Source organism: Allochromatium humboldtianum, assembly GCF_013385175.1.
GTDB lineage: Bacteria > Pseudomonadota > Gammaproteobacteria > Chromatiales > Chromatiaceae > Thermochromatium > Thermochromatium humboldtianum.
On record NZ_JABZEO010000007.1, the window covers coordinates 111,862 to 126,767 of the forward strand.

The following is a 14,906-nucleotide window of genomic DNA, read 5'->3' on the forward strand; positions in this document are numbered from 1 at the left end:
TTCAGTGTGACAGTCGATGAACCATTGTACGGCAATTTTCGCGCCGTCATCCGTCAGTGGGGCGCGCGCCGAAGACCGCCGTGCCGATGCGGACCTGGGTCGCCCCTTCCAGGATCGCGGCCTCCAGATCGTCGGACATGCCCATCGAGAGCACGTCGAGCGGGCAGTCGGGCGTCGCCAGCCGGTCACGCAGTTCACGCAGTTCTCGGAACGGGCGGCGCTGCTCGGTCTCGTCCTCGGACGGCGCCGGCAGGGTCATGAGTCCGCGCACGCGCAGGCCGGGGAGTTCGCGGCACTGTTCCAGGAGTGCGCCGACCTCATCGGGTTCGACACCGCCCTTGCTCGCCTCGCCGCTCAGGTTGATCTGGAGACAGACGTTAAGGGGCGGACGGCCCGCCGGACGCTGTTCGCTCAAACGTCGCGCATGGGCCGCATCGGCCAGACCATGCACCCAATCGAAGCGGGCCGCGATCTGGCGCGTCTTGTTGGACTGGATACGACCGATGAAATGCCACTCGATGTCAGAGAGATCCACAAGCAGCGCCTGCTTGTCGAGCGCCTCCTGCAGATAGCTCTCGCCGAAGGCGCGTTGACCGGCGGCATGGGCGGCGCGGATGGCTTCGGCCGGTTGCTTCTTGCTCACCGCGATCAGAACGACCGAGCCGGCCGGACGACAGGCGCGCTCGGTCGCCGCCTGAATGCGCGCAAGAACCTGATTGCGATGCTGGGCGATGTCGCTGGGTGTCATGCCGAAAGCTGCTCCTGCAATCGTCGCAACGCCTGACCGCGATGACTGAGCCGGTTCTTGGTGTCGGGGTCGAGTTCCGCTGAGCTGCATCCGTGGCCCGGAACCAGGAAGATCGGATCATAGCCGAAACCGTTGCTACCGCGCGGCTCGAACAGGATTCGACCCTCCCAGGCGCCCTGGCAGATCAGCGGCGTCGGATCCTCGGCATGGCGCAGATAGACCAGCACGCACTGGAAGCGCGCCGTGCGCTCGGCCTCGGGCACCTCCGCGAGATCAGTGAGCAGCTTGCGCAGATTGGCCTCGTCCGTGGCGCCCGAACCGGCATAGCGGGCAGAATAGATGCCGGGCGCGCCGCGCAGTGCGTCGACCTCCAGTCCCGAGTCGTCGGCGATGGCCGGCAGTCCGCTGTGACGCGCCGCGTTGCGCGCCTTGAGGATGGCGTTCTCGACGAAGGTCAGGCCGGTCTCCTCGGCCTCGGGGACGCCGTACTCGCCCTGAGGGCGGATATGGATCCGGGACTCGGCCAGCAGGCGTTCGATCTCACGGACCTTGCCGGCGTTGTTGCTGGCCAGGACGATGGTTTCGCCGATATGCGATCGCGTCATGAACCTCAGACCTCCAGCGCGGCGCGTTGCGCAGCCTGGATGGAGCGGATGCCGGCGGCGCCCAGTTCCAGCAGCGCATCGAGTTCGGCACGGGTGAAGGGATGGCCCTCGGCGGTCCCCTGGACCTCGATGAAGCGCCCCTCGCCATCCATCACAAGATTCATGTCGGTCTCGGCGGACGAATCCTCGGCATAGTCGAGATCGAGCACGGGCACACCCTGATAGACGCCGACCGAGACGGCAGCGATCTGGGTCTCGATCGGATCGACCGTCAGTTCGCCGGCGGCCAGCAGACGGTCGATGGCCTCGCGCAACGCGACCCAGGCGCCAGTGATGGCGGCGGTGCGGGTGCCGCCGTCAGCCTGGAGCACGTCGCAGTCGAGCGTGATGGTGCGCTCGCCAATCGCATTGAGATCCACGGCGGCCCGCAGCGCGCGCCCGATCAGACGCTGGATCTCCAGGGTGCGTCCGCCCTGCTTGCCACGCGCCGCCTCACGCGGCATGCGCTCGCCGGTCGAACGCGGCAGCATCCCATATTCGGCCGTGATCCAGCCCTGGCCCTTGCCTTTGAGGAAGGGCGGCACACGCGGCTCGACGCTGGCGGTGCAGAGCACGCGCGTGTCGCCGAATTCGACGAGCACCGAACCCTCGGCATGACGGGTGAAACCGCGCGTGAAGCGGATGGGGCGCGCCTCATCGGGGCGACGTTGGGAGGGTCTCATGTTGCTTGGCGGCTCCGGCATTGGGATAGACGGGCACAGTGTACTTCGACCGTGGCGAGTAGGGCCAATGTCGATGCCCTAGACTCATGAAAGCACAGACATGGAGCGCTCCTTGTGGCATCCCGAACGCCTTGCCGCTAAGATGCGCCTGATTCGACATAGGATCCCGCCACAGGCCTCCGAAGCCTAGTTGCGGATACGGATCAAATGGATGTACAGAGACTTCGACCGGATTCGAAACGTCTTCGACTCGACCAAGACTCAAGGGTGCTGCAAAAAAGATACATTTGTTGCTGGTGTGTCTTTTTTCGCCCAATCTGTTGCAAAACGCCATTTCGTACTCTATAGTTCACAGCGCAAAGCATGATTGCGCTCGGTTTCTGCAGTCAAACTGACAAATTCACAACAGCGGAGAACAGCATGAACAAGAAACTTCTGAGCATGGCGGTTGCCGCCGCGATGGTTGCTCCGACCGCCGCGATGGCCGAAGCTGTCCTGTACGGCAAGCTGCACATGTCCATCGATTGGGCCGACGTCGAGAACGGCTTCGAGGGCTGGGGCGTCAACGGCGGCGCCGGCGTCCCCGGCGAGGGCCGTGCCAACCGTATCGGCGTCAAGGGCTCCGAGGATCTGGGCAATGGCATGAAGGCCATCTATCAGGTCGAGTTCGGCGTCAAGATGACCGAAGAGAGCACCACCGGCAATGCCGCCTCCGGTTCCAATGACAGCATCACCATGCGTAACAGCTTCGTCGGCCTGACCGGCGGCTGGGGTACCTTCGTCGTTGGCCGTAACGACACCCCGATGAAGACCTCGACCGGCAAGCTCGACCTCTTCGCCGACACCATGGCTGACTACAACGGCACCGTCGGCTTCGACGACGTCCGCGCCGACAACGCCATCGCCTATGTCAGCCCGAACCTGGCCGGCTTCCAACTCGCCGCCGCTGTCCATGCCGGTGGCGCCTCCACCGCCGGCTACGGTGAGAACATCAACTCCGACAGCCTGGCCGAGGCCTACTCCGTCGCCGGTATCTACAGCAACGGCCCCTTCTACGCCTCGCTGGCCTATGAGTCGCTCGGCAGCGAGCTGTTCATGCGCACGAACGTCAGCAACGACAAGTTCTCGCCGTCTTACGTCGATGACGACTACACCAAGTGGCGCGTCGGTCTGGGTCTGATGGACTGGAACGGCTTCACCCTGACCGGTATCTATGAAGAGCAGTCCAACCTGCCCGAAGGTCAGATCAGCCCCGCTACCGACAACGAAAAGCTGAAGATCTGGCAGGTTCAGGCCGGCTACTCCTTCGGCAACAACATGGTCAAGGCCATGTACGGCAGCGGCAATCGTGACGGTCGCATCAGTGACGACCGCTTCCGTGATGCCATCGAGGGTGATTACTACACCTGGGCCATCGCCTTCGACCACAACCTGAGCAAGCGCACCAAGGCTTACGTGCTCTACACCCAGGTCGACGACGATATGTCCAACACGGACTGGGACGGCTTCTCGGTCGGTATGATCCACAACTTCTAAGCCCCGGCTCGAAGTTGCGTAAAACGAAAACGGGATCCTTCGGGATCCCGTTTTCTTTGTATCCTCATCAAGCCGGTCACGATATCCGGATGACGACCCGGCTCCCGCCGGATCGATTCGATCAGGGCGCGATCGTCCTCGGCCCCTGCGCCGACCCCAGAATCAGCACATCCGCCGGACGCAGGGCGAAGATGCCGACCGTGACCACGCCGGCAATGGCGTTGATCTGCTGCTCCAGCCCCTTGGGATCCGTGATCTCCAGGTTTTGGACATCCAGGATCAGATTGCCGTTGTCGGTGACGAACCCCTCGCGCCATACCGGCGTGCCGCCGAGCCGAACCAGTTCACGCGCCACATAACTGCGTGCCATCGGAATCACCTCGACCGGCAACGGGAAGCGCCCCAGCACCTCGACCAGCTTGCTCTCATCGGCGATGCAGACGAACTTGCGACTGGCCGCCGCGACGATCTTCTCGCGCGTCAGCGCCCCGCCGCCGCCCTTGATGAGCTCCAGCCGCCCATTGGCCTCGTCGGCGCCATCGACATAGAGCGCCAGCTCGCCGACCGCATTGAGATCAAAGACCGGGATGCCGTGACGCTCGAGGCGCTCGGTCGAGACCACGGAGCTGGAGACGGCGCCCTCGATGCGGCCCTTGATGCCGGCCAGGGCGTCGATGAAATGATTCACGGTCGAGCCGGTGCCCACACCGATCACCCCACCCTCGACATAAGCGAGCGCCGCCTCGGCCGCCTGTTTCTTCAGATTGTCTTGATTCACGGATTGTCCTCCGATTTTTCGTTGTAGAGACGAGATTCAGTCAAAACGGCATCGAGCCGAACGTCCCAGGGGCGCGGCTCGATGTGCTCGCAACGCTGGCACTCATGCGCCACGCCGATCAGCTGCGGCCGGCGCCAGCGCGGGTGGCGCCGCCGAAAGGCCAGCGTGCGATCGTAGAAACCGCCGCCCATGCCGAGACGATGCCCCTGAGCGTCGAACCCGACCAGCGGCAGGATCATGAGGTCGAGGCTGATCGGGCGGATCAACTGGGGGCCGCGTCCGGCCGGCTCGGGGATGCCGAAGCGATTGGGCCGCAACCGCTCGCCCGGACGATAGCGCGCGAACCAGAGCGCGCCCTGGCGTCGCTTCAGCGGATTCAGGACCGGGAGATAGAAGCGCTTGGCGCGACAGGACTCGAGCCGCATCAACCCGCGCGGATCGATCTCGCCATCGGCGGGCCAGTAGAGCGCGACACGTCGTGCGCGTCGCACGCTCGGATGTCGGATCAGGCGACGGAGCAAGGCCTTGGCGTGTCGGCGCTGCGTGCGCGCGTCGAGTGCGCGGCGTGCCGCTCGCAGCCGCTGTCTGAGTCGCTGAGGGGGAGACATGCGATGATGTGAAGGAGAGACACCCCCCATCTGTGCCGTTGCAGGCCCTCGTTCTTGAACCATAGGGTTCAAGTGGGGACGACGGGCGCCGCTTCAGGCTTTCCGCTCGGAGGCGGACATGCGCAACCGCTTTGCCGTGCCATCCCCGGGGTAGCGATTAGGCTCAAGAAAATACCCAGGCCGCTCTCGAACACTACAGGGGGTGTCTTGGGTTACAGGCTATACCCTTTCGCGCGGGGCGTCCAGACTTGACTGTGCCGGAATTTCCGATTCGGCCTGATCGGCCTGCCCATCGTCCGCATCTCCGGCCAAAGCATGGTTCACCCGATCCTGCAATTGCTGCAAACGCCGGGTCAGATCGCCCTCGGGACCGGAGCGCGCACGCTGGACCTGGATGAGATCATAGGCGATGTTCAACGCCGCCATGACCGCGATGCGGTCGGTGCCGATCACGCGCCCGGTCTGACGGATCTCGCGCATACGCCCATCGAGCAGCCGCGCCGAGGCCTTCAGGTCGTCCTGCTCATGGAACTCGCAGGCGATCCGGTATTCCTTGTCCAGGATCTTGATACTCAGTTGCAACGGCTCTTCGATCACAGATTCTCCTCCATCGCACGCAGTCGGGATAGCATGGCCTCGACGCGGCTTCGGGCTTGTTCGGTTTTTTCGATCAACTCGCTACGCTCGGCGACGAGCAGCTCCTGGCGCGCGCGCAGCGAGGCGTTCTCGTCCCTGAGCCTCTCGTTCAAACGGATCAGGGCCGTCAACCGAAGTTCAAATTGATCGAGGTCAAACTTGGCCAAAGTCCGCGACTCCATTGGAATTCCGCGCACTATAGAAGGGGCTTCGCGGGCGGTCAATCGGGCAGGTGTGCGTGCTATGATCCCGGATCTTCCAGCAAGGCTCAAGCATACCTTTAGTGACGGGAGGTCGCCACGGACATCATCGACCCTGACATCGGCCCCTATCTCGACGCCGGGCCATTGAATCCCTCACCCAGCGAGGCGCACGGCATCCTCTGTGGCCTGATCTGCGGCGGGGACACGCAGGCCCTGGAGTCCTGGCTCGGACAGGTCTCGCCCACGCCCGACGCGGGTGAGGCACTGGTCGCCGAGGGGCGAGCGGCCCTGCGTGAATGCGGACTGGCCATCGAGCGCGAGTTCCAGGGGCTGGAGCCGTTGGTTCGGCTCCCCTCCCCCGCCGGCGACTCGGCCCCGCTGGGCGAACGCGCGCTCTGGCTCTACGACTGGATACGCGGCTTTCTCTATGCACTCGGTCTGGTCGGGCTATCCGAGTCCGATCTCTCCGAGCAGGGACGCGAGATCCTGCGCGATCTCACGGCCATCACCCAGATGGACCTCGACGACCTGGAGGAGACCGAGGACAACGAGCAGGCGCTCGCCGAGGTGATCGAGTTCGTCCGGGTGGCGGCCATGCTGATCCATCACGAGCGGGCCATCGCGCGCTCGCCGACCAACAGCGGCCCGGCGACTTCCGCCGGCCAAGAGACGGACCCCGAATGACCCGTTCCGAATACAGACGCCGCCGCCGGGCACTGGCCAAGACCCTCGGCCCGGACGCACTCGCCATCCTGCCGGCGGCGCGCGAGGTGACACGCAATCGCGATGTCCACTACCCTTTCCGCCAGAGCAGCGACTTCAGCTATCTGACCGGCTTCCCCGAGCCGGATGCCTGGCTGGTGATCGCGCCTAAGCGCAAGGAGGGCGAATGCGTCCTCTTCTGTCGTCCGCGCGATCCGGAGCGCGAGCAGTGGGATGGCGCGCGTCTCGGGGTCGAGGGCGCGGTCGATGACTTCGGCGCCGACGAGGCTCATCCGCTGAGTGAACTCGATACGGTGATGCCGACGCTCATCGACGGGCGTCAGCGGCTCTACTATCCGATCGGCACGGACTCGACGCTGGACGCCCAGGTCATGGGCTGGGTCAGACAGGTGCGCGCCAAGGCGCGAACCGGCGCCGTCGCGCCCGAAACCTTCGTCACTCTCGAATCCGTACTGCACGAGCAGCGTCTCATCAAGAGTCCGGCCGAGATCGCTATCATGCGCCGCGCGGCCAGGATCTCGGCGCGCGCGCACAGCGAGCTGATGCGTCTGTGCCGCCCGGGTCTGAACGAGGCACGGCTGGAGGCCGAGTTTCAGCACCAGTGCGCGCTGGCCGGTGCTCGGCATCTGGCCTATCCGAGCATCGTCGCCGGCGGCGAGCACGCCTGCGTGCTGCACTATGTCGAGAACTCCGCCCCATTGCGCGACGGCGATCTGGTGCTGATCGACGCCGGCTGTGAGCTGGACGGCTATGCCTCGGACATCACCCGCACCTTTCCGGTCAATGGCCGTTTCAGTCCGGCCCAGCGGACCATCTACGACCTGGTGCTGAAGGCGCAGCGGGCTGCTATCGAGCGTGCGCGTCCGGGACGACACTGGAACGAACCGCACGAAGCGGCGGTCAAGGTGTTGACCAAGGGACTGGTGGAATTGGGTATCCTGAACGGCAAGACCAAGGATCTGATCAAGGACGAGGCGCACAAGCCCTATTACATGCACCGCACCGGCCACTGGCTGGGCATGGACGTGCACGACGTCGGCGCCTACAAGCACGACGGCGACTGGCGCGAGCTGGAACCCGGCATGGTGCTGACCGTGGAGCCTGGACTCTATCTGTCGCACGACGAGGCTGTGCCCGAACCCTATCGCGGCATCGGCGTGCGGATCGAGGACGACGTGCTCATCACCGAGCATGGCCACGAGATCCTCTCGGACGCGGCGCCCAAGGAGCCCGAGGCGATCGAGACACTGATGCGACCGAGACACTGACGTGACACAGGGGTTGACGATGGCGGAATTCGACGTGGTGATCGTGGGCGGCGGTCTGGTCGGCGGCAGTCTGGCTGGCGCGCTACGCGAACTGCCGCTGCGGGTGGCGGTGATCGAGTCGGCCCCCGTGCGTGCCTCGAACAAACCGAGCCCGGACGAGCGCGTGATTGCGCTGTCGCTCGGCAGTCGGCGCATCTTCGGCGGACTCGGCGTCTGGCCGGCCATCGCGCCCGTGGCCGAACCCATCCTGAGCGTGCATATCTCGGATCGCGGTCACTGCGGCTTCACCCGGCTCGAACGCCATGAGGCCGGCGTCGAGGCGTTCGGCTATGTGACGCCGGCGCGCGCCATGGATCTGGCGCTCCAGGAAGCGCTCGAACCGGCGTCCAACATCCAGACCCTGCGCCCGGCCCGGTTGCTCGATCATCAGGTCGGTCCCACAGGCGTCGCGCTGGACATCCAGGTCGGGGACGAACGCCGGCGCATCACGACCCGTCTGCTGGTGGCCGCCGACGGCGGTGACTCCGGCGTGCGCGAACGGCTCGGACTCCAGGTCGATGGACACGACTATGGGCAGGACGCCGTCGTCACCACCGTACTGGCGGATCGACCCTGCCCCGGTCAGGCCTTCGAGCGCTTCACCGACACCGGCCCCCTGGCCATGCTGCCGATGCCCGGCGGACGCTATTCGGTGGTCTGGACCTGCCGACCGACCGAGACGGCCGACCTGCTCTCGCTCACCGAGGCTGATTTCATCGACCGTCTGCAAGCGCGTTTCGGCTGGCGTCTCGGACGACTGAGCGCGCCCTCGCCGCGTCAGGCCTATCCGCTCAAGCTCAAGCTGGTGCGCGAGACCATCCACGAGCGTCTGGTGCTGATCGGCAATGCCGCCCACACCCTGCATCCGGTCGCCGGTCAGGGTTTCAACCTGGGTCTGCGCGATGTCGCCGCGCTCGCCGAGGCGCTGGGCGAGGCGGCTCGATGCGGACAGGATCCGGGTTCAGCCAACACGCTCGCCGACTACAAGCGCTGGCGCGGACGCGATCAGTCCGACACCGCGCGGCTGACCGATACCCTGGCACGGCTGTTCGTGGCGCCCTGGCGTCCTGTGCGCATCGCACGCAATCTGGGACTGCTGGGACTGGATCTGGCGCCGGGCGCGCGTCAGCGGCTGGCGCGACGCTTCATGGGACTCGACGGCTCGCTGCCGCGACTGGCCCGTGGTCTGCCGTTGGAGACGCCTCATGTCTGACACTCGCACAGACTTCGATGTGGTCGTGGTCGGCGGCGGCATGGTCGGCGCCGCCTTTGCCGCCGCCTTCTCGGGTCACGGACGCTCGATCGCCGTCGTCGAATCCTTTGAGCCCGTCCGCAGCTGGCCGCTCGGCGAGATCGATGCGCGTGTCTCGGCCCTGAACCGAGCCAGTCAGTATCTCTTGGAACGACTCGAAGTCTGGAGCAGCATCCAGGAACTCGGGGTGAGTCCCTATCGTGAGATGTATGTCTGGGACGCGCTCAGCGGCGCCCGGATCCATTTCGACAGTCAGACGCTCGGCGAGCCGGATCTGGGTCACATCGTCGAAAATCGCGTCATTCAGCGCGTGCTGTGGGAGCACCTCGAAAACACCGATGACGTCCGGCTCTTCTGCCCGATGGGCATCGTCGACCTGGAGATCGACGCTGAGGGCTCGCGCCTGATCCTCAGCGACGGTCGCGCGATCACCGCCCGGCTGCTGGTCGGCGCCGATGGACGCGATTCACTGGTGCGTACCCTGGCCGGCATCGAGACCGAGGGCTGGGACTATGGCCAGCGCGCTATCGTCGCCCATGCCCGGCCCGCCGAATGGCATCGTGAGACGGCCTGGCAGCGCTTCCTGCCGACCGGTCCGCTGGCGCTGCTGCCGCTGGCCGACGGGCGCTGCTCGATCGTGTGGTCGGCCGACGAGGCGCGTGCCGCCGAACTCATGGCGCTCGACGATGCGGCCTTCTCGGCCGCACTGACCGACGCCTCCGAACGGAAGCTCGGCGCCCTGACGCTCGACAGCCGGCGCGTCGCCATTCCGCTACGGCTGCAACATGCCAAGACCTATGTACGTCCGGGCGTCGCGCTCATCGGCGATGCGGCCCATGCCATCCATCCGCTCGCCGGTCAGGGCGTCAATCTCGGCTTCATGGACGCCGCTGCCCTGATCTCGGCCCTGGAGACCGGACTGGCGCACGGGCGCGACCTCGCCGGACTCTGGACCCTGCGCCGCTACGAGCGCACGCGGCGCGGTGAGAACCAGCGCATGCTCCAGGCGATGGATCTCTTCAAGCGCTTCTTCGGTCACGAGGAAGCGGCCGTGGTGCGACTGCGAGGACTGGGTCTGAACGCGACCGATCGCCTGGAGCCGCTCAAGCGGTTGATCATGCAGCAGGCGCTTGGACTCGGACGCGAGCCCGGCGCCGGCGGCGGGTATGAGCTCTGTACGCCGCGACCTGAGGTCGCCGGCACCGTGCAACCGAACCGTCATGGGCGATCGGTATAAGATTCGGCTTTCAGCGTCCAGTCTCCAGCTTCCAGCCGCTCAACATCCACTGCAACGAAACGAGGGGGAATCATCGTGCCAGCCAAGAATGCCTTCTATGCCCAATCCGGTGGCGTGACCGCCGTCATCAACGCCTCGGCCTGCGGCGTGATCGAGACCGCGCGCCTGTACTCGGTGCGCATGGGCAAGATCTATGCGGGACGCAACGGCATCATCGGCGCGCTCACCGAGGATCTGATCGATACCAGCCAGGAGTCGGATGAAGCCATCGCGGCGCTGCGCTACACGCCCTCCGGCGCCTTCGGCTCCTGTCGCTACAAGCTCAAGAGTCTGGAAGCCAACCGGCGTGAGTACGAGCGGCTGATCGAGGTCTTCAAGGCGCACGACATCGGTTACTTCTTCTACAACGGCGGCGGCGACTCGGCCGATACCTGTTACAAGGTCTCGCAGCTCTCCGAGAGTCTGGGCTATCCGGTACAGGCCATCCATGTGCCCAAGACCGTGGACAACGATCTGCCGATCACCGACAACTGCCCCGGCTTCGGCTCGGTAGCCAAGTACATCGCGACCTCAGCGCTGGAGGCGTCTTACGATGTGCGCTCCATGGCCAAAACCTCGACCAAGGTCTTCGTGCTCGAAGTCATGGGCCGTCACGCCGGCTGGATCGCCGCCGCCGGCGGTCTGATCGAGGATCACGGCATTCCGGTGCTGATCCTCTTCCCCGAGATCGAGTTCGATCAGGAACGCTTCCTGGCCGCCGTCAAGGCCAAGGTCGAGCAGTACGGTTATTGCACCGTGGTGGTCTCGGAAGGCGCCAAGTATCCGGACGGACGCTTTCTGGCCGAACAGGGTACGCGCGATGCCTTCGGACACGCCCAGCTCGGCGGCGCGGCGCCGGTCGTGGCCAACATGGTCAAGGAGGCCACGGGCTACAAGTTCCACTGGGCGGTGGCCGACTATCTCCAGCGCGCGGCACGCCATCTGGCCTCCAAGACCGATGTCGAGCAGGCCTATGCGATGGGTCGCGCGGCGGTCGAGTTCGCGCTCGCCGGTCACAATGCCGTGATGCCCACCGTCAAGCGCCTGAGCAACGATCCCTATGCCTGGGAGGTCGGCGAGGCGCCGCTATCCGAGGTCGCCAACGTCGAGAAGTTCATGCCGCGCGAGTTCATCTCCGCAGACGGCTTCGGCATCACCCCGGCCTGCAAGCAGTATCTGATCCCGCTCATCCAGGGCGAGGACTATCCGCCCTTCGAGCACGGTCTTCCCAAGTACGTCACGCTCAAAAACGCCCCGGTCGAACGCAAGCTCAGCGTGTTCGAACTTTAAGGATTGGGATTATCAAGACCCGTTTGGACTATAATTGACGTTTCTGCCGCCTCGGCGGCAAAACGTCACAGACCGACTCATTCAAAGGCCCTTTCATGGATCTGTCCAAGGTTTCGCGCGGGGACAACGTCCCCCATGCCCTCAACGTCATCATCGAGATCCCGGCTCACTCCGAGCCGGTGAAGTACGAGATGGACAAGGAGACCGGCGCCATGTTCGTCGATCGCTTCATGTCCACCGCCATGCACTATCCCTGCAACTACGGCTATGTCCCGCATACCCTGTCCTCCGACGGCGACCCGGTCGACGTGCTGGTGGTCACGCCCTATCCGCTGATTCCGGGCTCGGTCATCAAGTGCCGTCCGATCGGCGTGCTCAAGATGACCGACGAATCGGGCGACGACGCCAAGATCCTGGCCCTGCCGATCGACAAGCTCTACAAGGGCTATCGTCAGGTCGAGAGCTTCCGCGACATGCCGCAGCATCTGCTCGACCAGATCGCGCACTTCTTCGAGCACTACAAGGATCTCGACGAAGGCAAGTGGGTGCGGATCGCCGGTTGGGGCGATCGTGAGGAGGCCTGTCAGGAGATCCTGGCCAGCGTCAAGATGTTCGAGGACGCGCCCGAGAAGCCGGCCTTCTGATCGATGCTGACGCACTTCACCCCGAGCGGCGAGGCCCACATGGTCGACGTCGGCGCCAAACCCGAGACGGTGCGGCGCGCCCTGGCCGAGGGGTGGATCCGGATGCGGCCCGCGACCCTGGCCCTGATCGAACAGGGCGCACACGCCAAGGGCGATGTGCTCGGGGTCGCGCGGCTGGCCGGCATCATGGGCGCCAAGCGCACGGCCGATCTCATCCCGCTCTGCCATCCGTTGAGCCTCACGCGCGTCGAGATCGAACTGACGCCCGTCGCCGATGCGTCCGCCGTCCGCTGCCGCGCCACGGTCGAGACCCTTGGCCGTACCGGCGTCGAGATGGAGGCGCTCTGTGCGGTGCAAATCAGCCTGCTGACGATCTATGATATGTGCAAGGCCGTCGATCGGGGCATGTGCATCAGCGACGTCCGACTGGTCGAGAAGCTGGGCGGACGCTCCGGACACTGGCAACGCGAGGCCCCGGACTCGACCTGATACCCCTACACCCGCGCCGCTTCGGTGGTCACGACCGTCACTCGCCTGAATCCGGAACCCATGACCGACACCCGTTCACGCCCGCCGACGCGCTTCCACGCCCTCTATCAGAACGCGCACTTTCTCACCGCCGCCGTCCAGCTCCACCAAGCTCCGGACGATTCCGGACGCGAGGTCGCCTTCGCCGGACGCTCCAATGCCGGCAAGTCGAGCGCCATCAACGCCATCTGTCACCAGAACTCACTGGCCCGGACCAGCAAGACTCCAGGCCGCACCCAACAACTGATCTTTTTCGAGCTCGACGAGACGCGCCGTCTGGTCGACCTGCCCGGCTATGGCTACGCCAAGGTGCCCGAGCGCATCAAGCTCGAATGGCAGCGCCATCTCTCGCACTATCTGGAGAGCCGTCAGTCGCTCGTCGGGCTGGTGATCGTCATGGACATCCGCCATCCGCTGACCGACTACGACCGTCAGATGCTCGCCTGGGGCCGGCGTGCCGGTCTCTCGATCCTGCTGCTGCTGACTAAGGCCGACAAGCTCAAGCGCGGCGCGGCCAGCGCGGCGCGTCTGGCCGTCGAGCGCGCGGTGGCCGACGCTTCCGGGCAGGTCGAGGTTCAGCTCTTCTCGGCCCCCGAGCGCCAGGGACTCGCCCAGGTCCAGGCCACGCTGGATCGCTGGCTGCACGTCGGCGCCTTCGACCTCCAGACACCGACCACCTGACCGCATCCAATGGCCACGAGCGACCATCCGCCGATGATCGAATACGGCTTATTGGATGACCCGCCCGCTTCGGGCGAACGGCCGCCCCCTGCCCGCCCCAGACGTCGGGCACGGCGGCTCGACGCCGAGACGCTCGCCTGGGAGCGCGATCTGTTCGTCGGCGGCCCGGTCGCGGTGCTCGTCTGGCGTCCGGAGTCGCGCTGGCCGGTGTGCCATGCCTCACCGAACGTCGTGCGTATCTTCGGCTATCCGGCCGAGTCGATGATGGGCGAGGGCTTCCATTACATGGCGCTGATCCACAGCGACGACGTCGATCGGATCGCCGGCGAGGTGGTGCGCTATCTCAACGAGGGACGCGACGCCTGGGAGCAACGCTACCGGATCGTCCGCGCGGATGGTCAGGTCCGCCGGCTGTACGACTTCACGGTCGTGGATCGCGACGATCTGGGTGAACCGCGTCTGCTGCGCGGTTACGTCATGGACGAGACCGAGATGCTCCAGCACGAGCGCGACTTCCGGACGCTCGCCGATGCCATCGCGGACGCGGTCTGGATCAGTGCGGCCGACACCGGACTGCTGTATGCCAACCCGGCGGCCCTGCGCCTGACCGGGCACGACGCCGCCGGCCTGGGCAGCAGACGCTGGCCGGACCTGATCGCGCCTCGCGACCAGCCGCGTTTCTCCGCACTCATGGAGACTGTGCAGGCCGGTGCGCCCGCGCACGGCGAAGTCCGGATGCTCCGCTCCGATCGAACCGAGGCGCCGGTCGATCTCAGACTCCAGCCACTCGAGGATGGGCGCTGTCTGGGCATCGCGCGCGACCTCGCCGATCGGCATGTGAGCGAGACGCGCCCCCAGACCGCCGAGCGTCACGATACCCCGGACGTGCTGCGCGAGACTCAGGATCTCTATCGCGCCATCATCGATCAGGCCGCCGACGGCATCGTCCTGATCGACGCCAGGACGCTGCGTTTCGTCGAGTTCAACGACGCCGCCTGCCGATCCCTGGGCTACAGCCGGGCCGAATTCGCCCGACTTGGCATTGCGGACATCCAGGCCGATCTCTCGCCGCGCGGCATCGCCCAGTGGCGCGCTCTGATCAATAGTTCCGGACAGGGCGATTTCGAGACGTGCCACCGCCACAAGAACGGCGAGATCCGTCATGTGCTGGTCAGCAACCGTCTGCTGAGCATCCGCCAGGGGCTCTACTGGGCGGCGATCTGGCGCGACATCACCGAGCGCAAGCGCATCGAGGCGGAACTGGACGAGCATCGGCGCCATCTGGAGGAACTGGTGCGAACGCGCATCGCCGAGCTGGAGCGCGCGCGTCTGGGAGCCGAGGGGGCCGCGCCCGACGTCGACTGAGGCC

17 protein-coding genes and 1 other RNA gene are annotated in these 14,906 nt (G+C 65.5%); 10 read left to right on the forward strand and 8 right to left on the reverse strand.

Annotated elements, in window-relative coordinates:
- Positions 1-46 precede the first annotated feature (46 nt).
- From HW932_RS11930 to rph, 3 genes are read right to left on the reverse strand one after another with little or no spacing between them, the layout of a single operon-like run.
- The gene (locus HW932_RS11930) at positions 47-748 is read right to left on the reverse strand and encodes a YggS family pyridoxal phosphate-dependent enzyme (protein ID WP_176976713.1); all 702 of its coding nucleotides are present in this window, start codon (positions 746-748) and stop codon (positions 47-49) included.
- The gene (gene rdgB, locus HW932_RS11935) at positions 745-1,353 is read right to left on the reverse strand and encodes an RdgB/HAM1 family non-canonical purine NTP pyrophosphatase (protein ID WP_176976714.1); all 609 of its coding nucleotides are present in this window, start codon (positions 1,351-1,353) and stop codon (positions 745-747) included. Before rdgB ends, HW932_RS11930 begins: the two co-directional genes overlap by 4 nt.
- Before the next feature lie 5 nt (positions 1,354-1,358).
- On the reverse strand, positions 1,359-2,075 hold the full coding sequence (rph, locus tag HW932_RS11940; protein WP_176976715.1) for a ribonuclease PH: 717 nt from the start codon (positions 2,073-2,075) through the stop codon (positions 1,359-1,361).
- Between the two features lie 420 nt (positions 2,076-2,495).
- Here rph and HW932_RS11945 point away from each other — a divergent pair, with 420 nt between their 5' ends.
- Entirely contained in the window at positions 2,496-3,611 is a 1,116-nt protein-coding gene (locus tag HW932_RS11945; RefSeq protein WP_176976716.1) for a porin, read from the forward strand.
- A gap of 121 nt (positions 3,612-3,732) precedes the next feature.
- Here HW932_RS11945 and rpiA read toward each other — a convergent pair whose 3' ends face one another.
- From rpiA to HW932_RS11970, 5 genes are all read right to left on the reverse strand, one after another.
- Complete coding sequence (rpiA, locus tag HW932_RS11950; RefSeq protein WP_176976717.1) at positions 3,733-4,389, reverse strand: ribose-5-phosphate isomerase RpiA; 657 nt, start codon at positions 4,387-4,389, stop codon at positions 3,733-3,735.
- The gene (locus HW932_RS11955; protein WP_176976718.1) at positions 4,386-4,997 is read right to left on the reverse strand and encodes a 5-formyltetrahydrofolate cyclo-ligase; all 612 of its coding nucleotides are present in this window, start codon (positions 4,995-4,997) and stop codon (positions 4,386-4,388) included. Before HW932_RS11955 ends, rpiA begins: the two co-directional genes overlap by 4 nt.
- Before the next feature lie 19 nt (positions 4,998-5,016).
- A non-coding RNA gene (ssrS, locus tag HW932_RS11960) (6S RNA) lies at positions 5,017-5,202 on the reverse strand.
- Positions 5,203-5,216: 14 nt separating this feature from the next.
- Positions 5,217-5,594: a cell division protein ZapA gene (locus tag HW932_RS11965; RefSeq protein WP_176976719.1), complete on the reverse strand. Its 378-nt coding sequence runs from the start codon at positions 5,592-5,594 to the stop codon at positions 5,217-5,219.
- Positions 5,591-5,800, reverse strand: a complete 210-nt coding sequence (locus HW932_RS11970) for a TIGR02449 family protein (protein WP_222932336.1) — start codon at positions 5,798-5,800, stop codon at positions 5,591-5,593. The genes HW932_RS11965 and HW932_RS11970 overlap by 4 nt, the downstream gene beginning before the upstream one ends.
- A 153-nt stretch (positions 5,801-5,953) precedes the next feature.
- On the opposite strand from HW932_RS11970, the gene HW932_RS11975 reads away from it, so the two are divergent.
- From HW932_RS11975 to HW932_RS12015, 9 genes are all read left to right on the forward strand, one after another.
- A complete protein-coding gene (locus HW932_RS11975; protein WP_343047355.1) occupies positions 5,954-6,520 on the forward strand; it encodes a UPF0149 family protein in 567 nt (188 codons plus the stop codon).
- Positions 6,517-7,827 (forward strand): Xaa-Pro aminopeptidase, encoded by a 1,311-nt coding sequence (pepP, locus tag HW932_RS11980; protein WP_176976720.1) that lies wholly within the window; start codon positions 6,517-6,519, stop codon positions 7,825-7,827. The genes HW932_RS11975 and pepP overlap by 4 nt, the downstream gene beginning before the upstream one ends.
- Before the next feature lie 19 nt (positions 7,828-7,846).
- Positions 7,847-9,079 carry a 2-octaprenyl-6-methoxyphenyl hydroxylase gene (gene ubiH, locus HW932_RS11985; RefSeq protein WP_176976721.1) on the forward strand — a complete coding sequence of 411 codons (1,233 nt, stop codon included), beginning with the start codon at positions 7,847-7,849 and terminating at the stop codon, positions 9,077-9,079.
- Entirely contained in the window at positions 9,072-10,355 is a 1,284-nt protein-coding gene (locus tag HW932_RS11990; protein ID WP_176976722.1) for a UbiH/UbiF/VisC/COQ6 family ubiquinone biosynthesis hydroxylase, read from the forward strand. Before ubiH ends, HW932_RS11990 begins: the two co-directional genes overlap by 8 nt.
- A 75-nt stretch (positions 10,356-10,430) precedes the next feature.
- Entirely contained in the window at positions 10,431-11,684 is a 1,254-nt protein-coding gene (locus HW932_RS11995) for a diphosphate--fructose-6-phosphate 1-phosphotransferase (RefSeq protein ID WP_176976723.1), read from the forward strand.
- Positions 11,685-11,779: 95 nt separating this feature from the next.
- Positions 11,780-12,328 carry an inorganic diphosphatase gene (gene ppa / locus HW932_RS12000; RefSeq protein WP_176976724.1) on the forward strand — a complete coding sequence of 183 codons (549 nt, stop codon included), beginning with the start codon at positions 11,780-11,782 and terminating at the stop codon, positions 12,326-12,328.
- A 3-nt stretch (positions 12,329-12,331) separates the two neighbouring features.
- A complete protein-coding gene (gene moaC / locus HW932_RS12005) occupies positions 12,332-12,817 on the forward strand; it encodes a cyclic pyranopterin monophosphate synthase MoaC (protein ID WP_176976725.1) in 486 nt (161 codons plus the stop codon).
- A 60-nt stretch (positions 12,818-12,877) separates the two neighbouring features.
- A complete protein-coding gene (gene yihA, locus HW932_RS12010) occupies positions 12,878-13,537 on the forward strand; it encodes a ribosome biogenesis GTP-binding protein YihA/YsxC (protein WP_176976726.1) in 660 nt (219 codons plus the stop codon).
- Positions 13,538-13,546: 9 nt separating this feature from the next.
- The gene (locus HW932_RS12015) at positions 13,547-14,902 is read left to right on the forward strand and encodes a PAS domain-containing protein (RefSeq protein ID WP_176976727.1); all 1,356 of its coding nucleotides are present in this window, start codon (positions 13,547-13,549) and stop codon (positions 14,900-14,902) included.
- Positions 14,903-14,906: the final 4 nt, after the last annotated feature.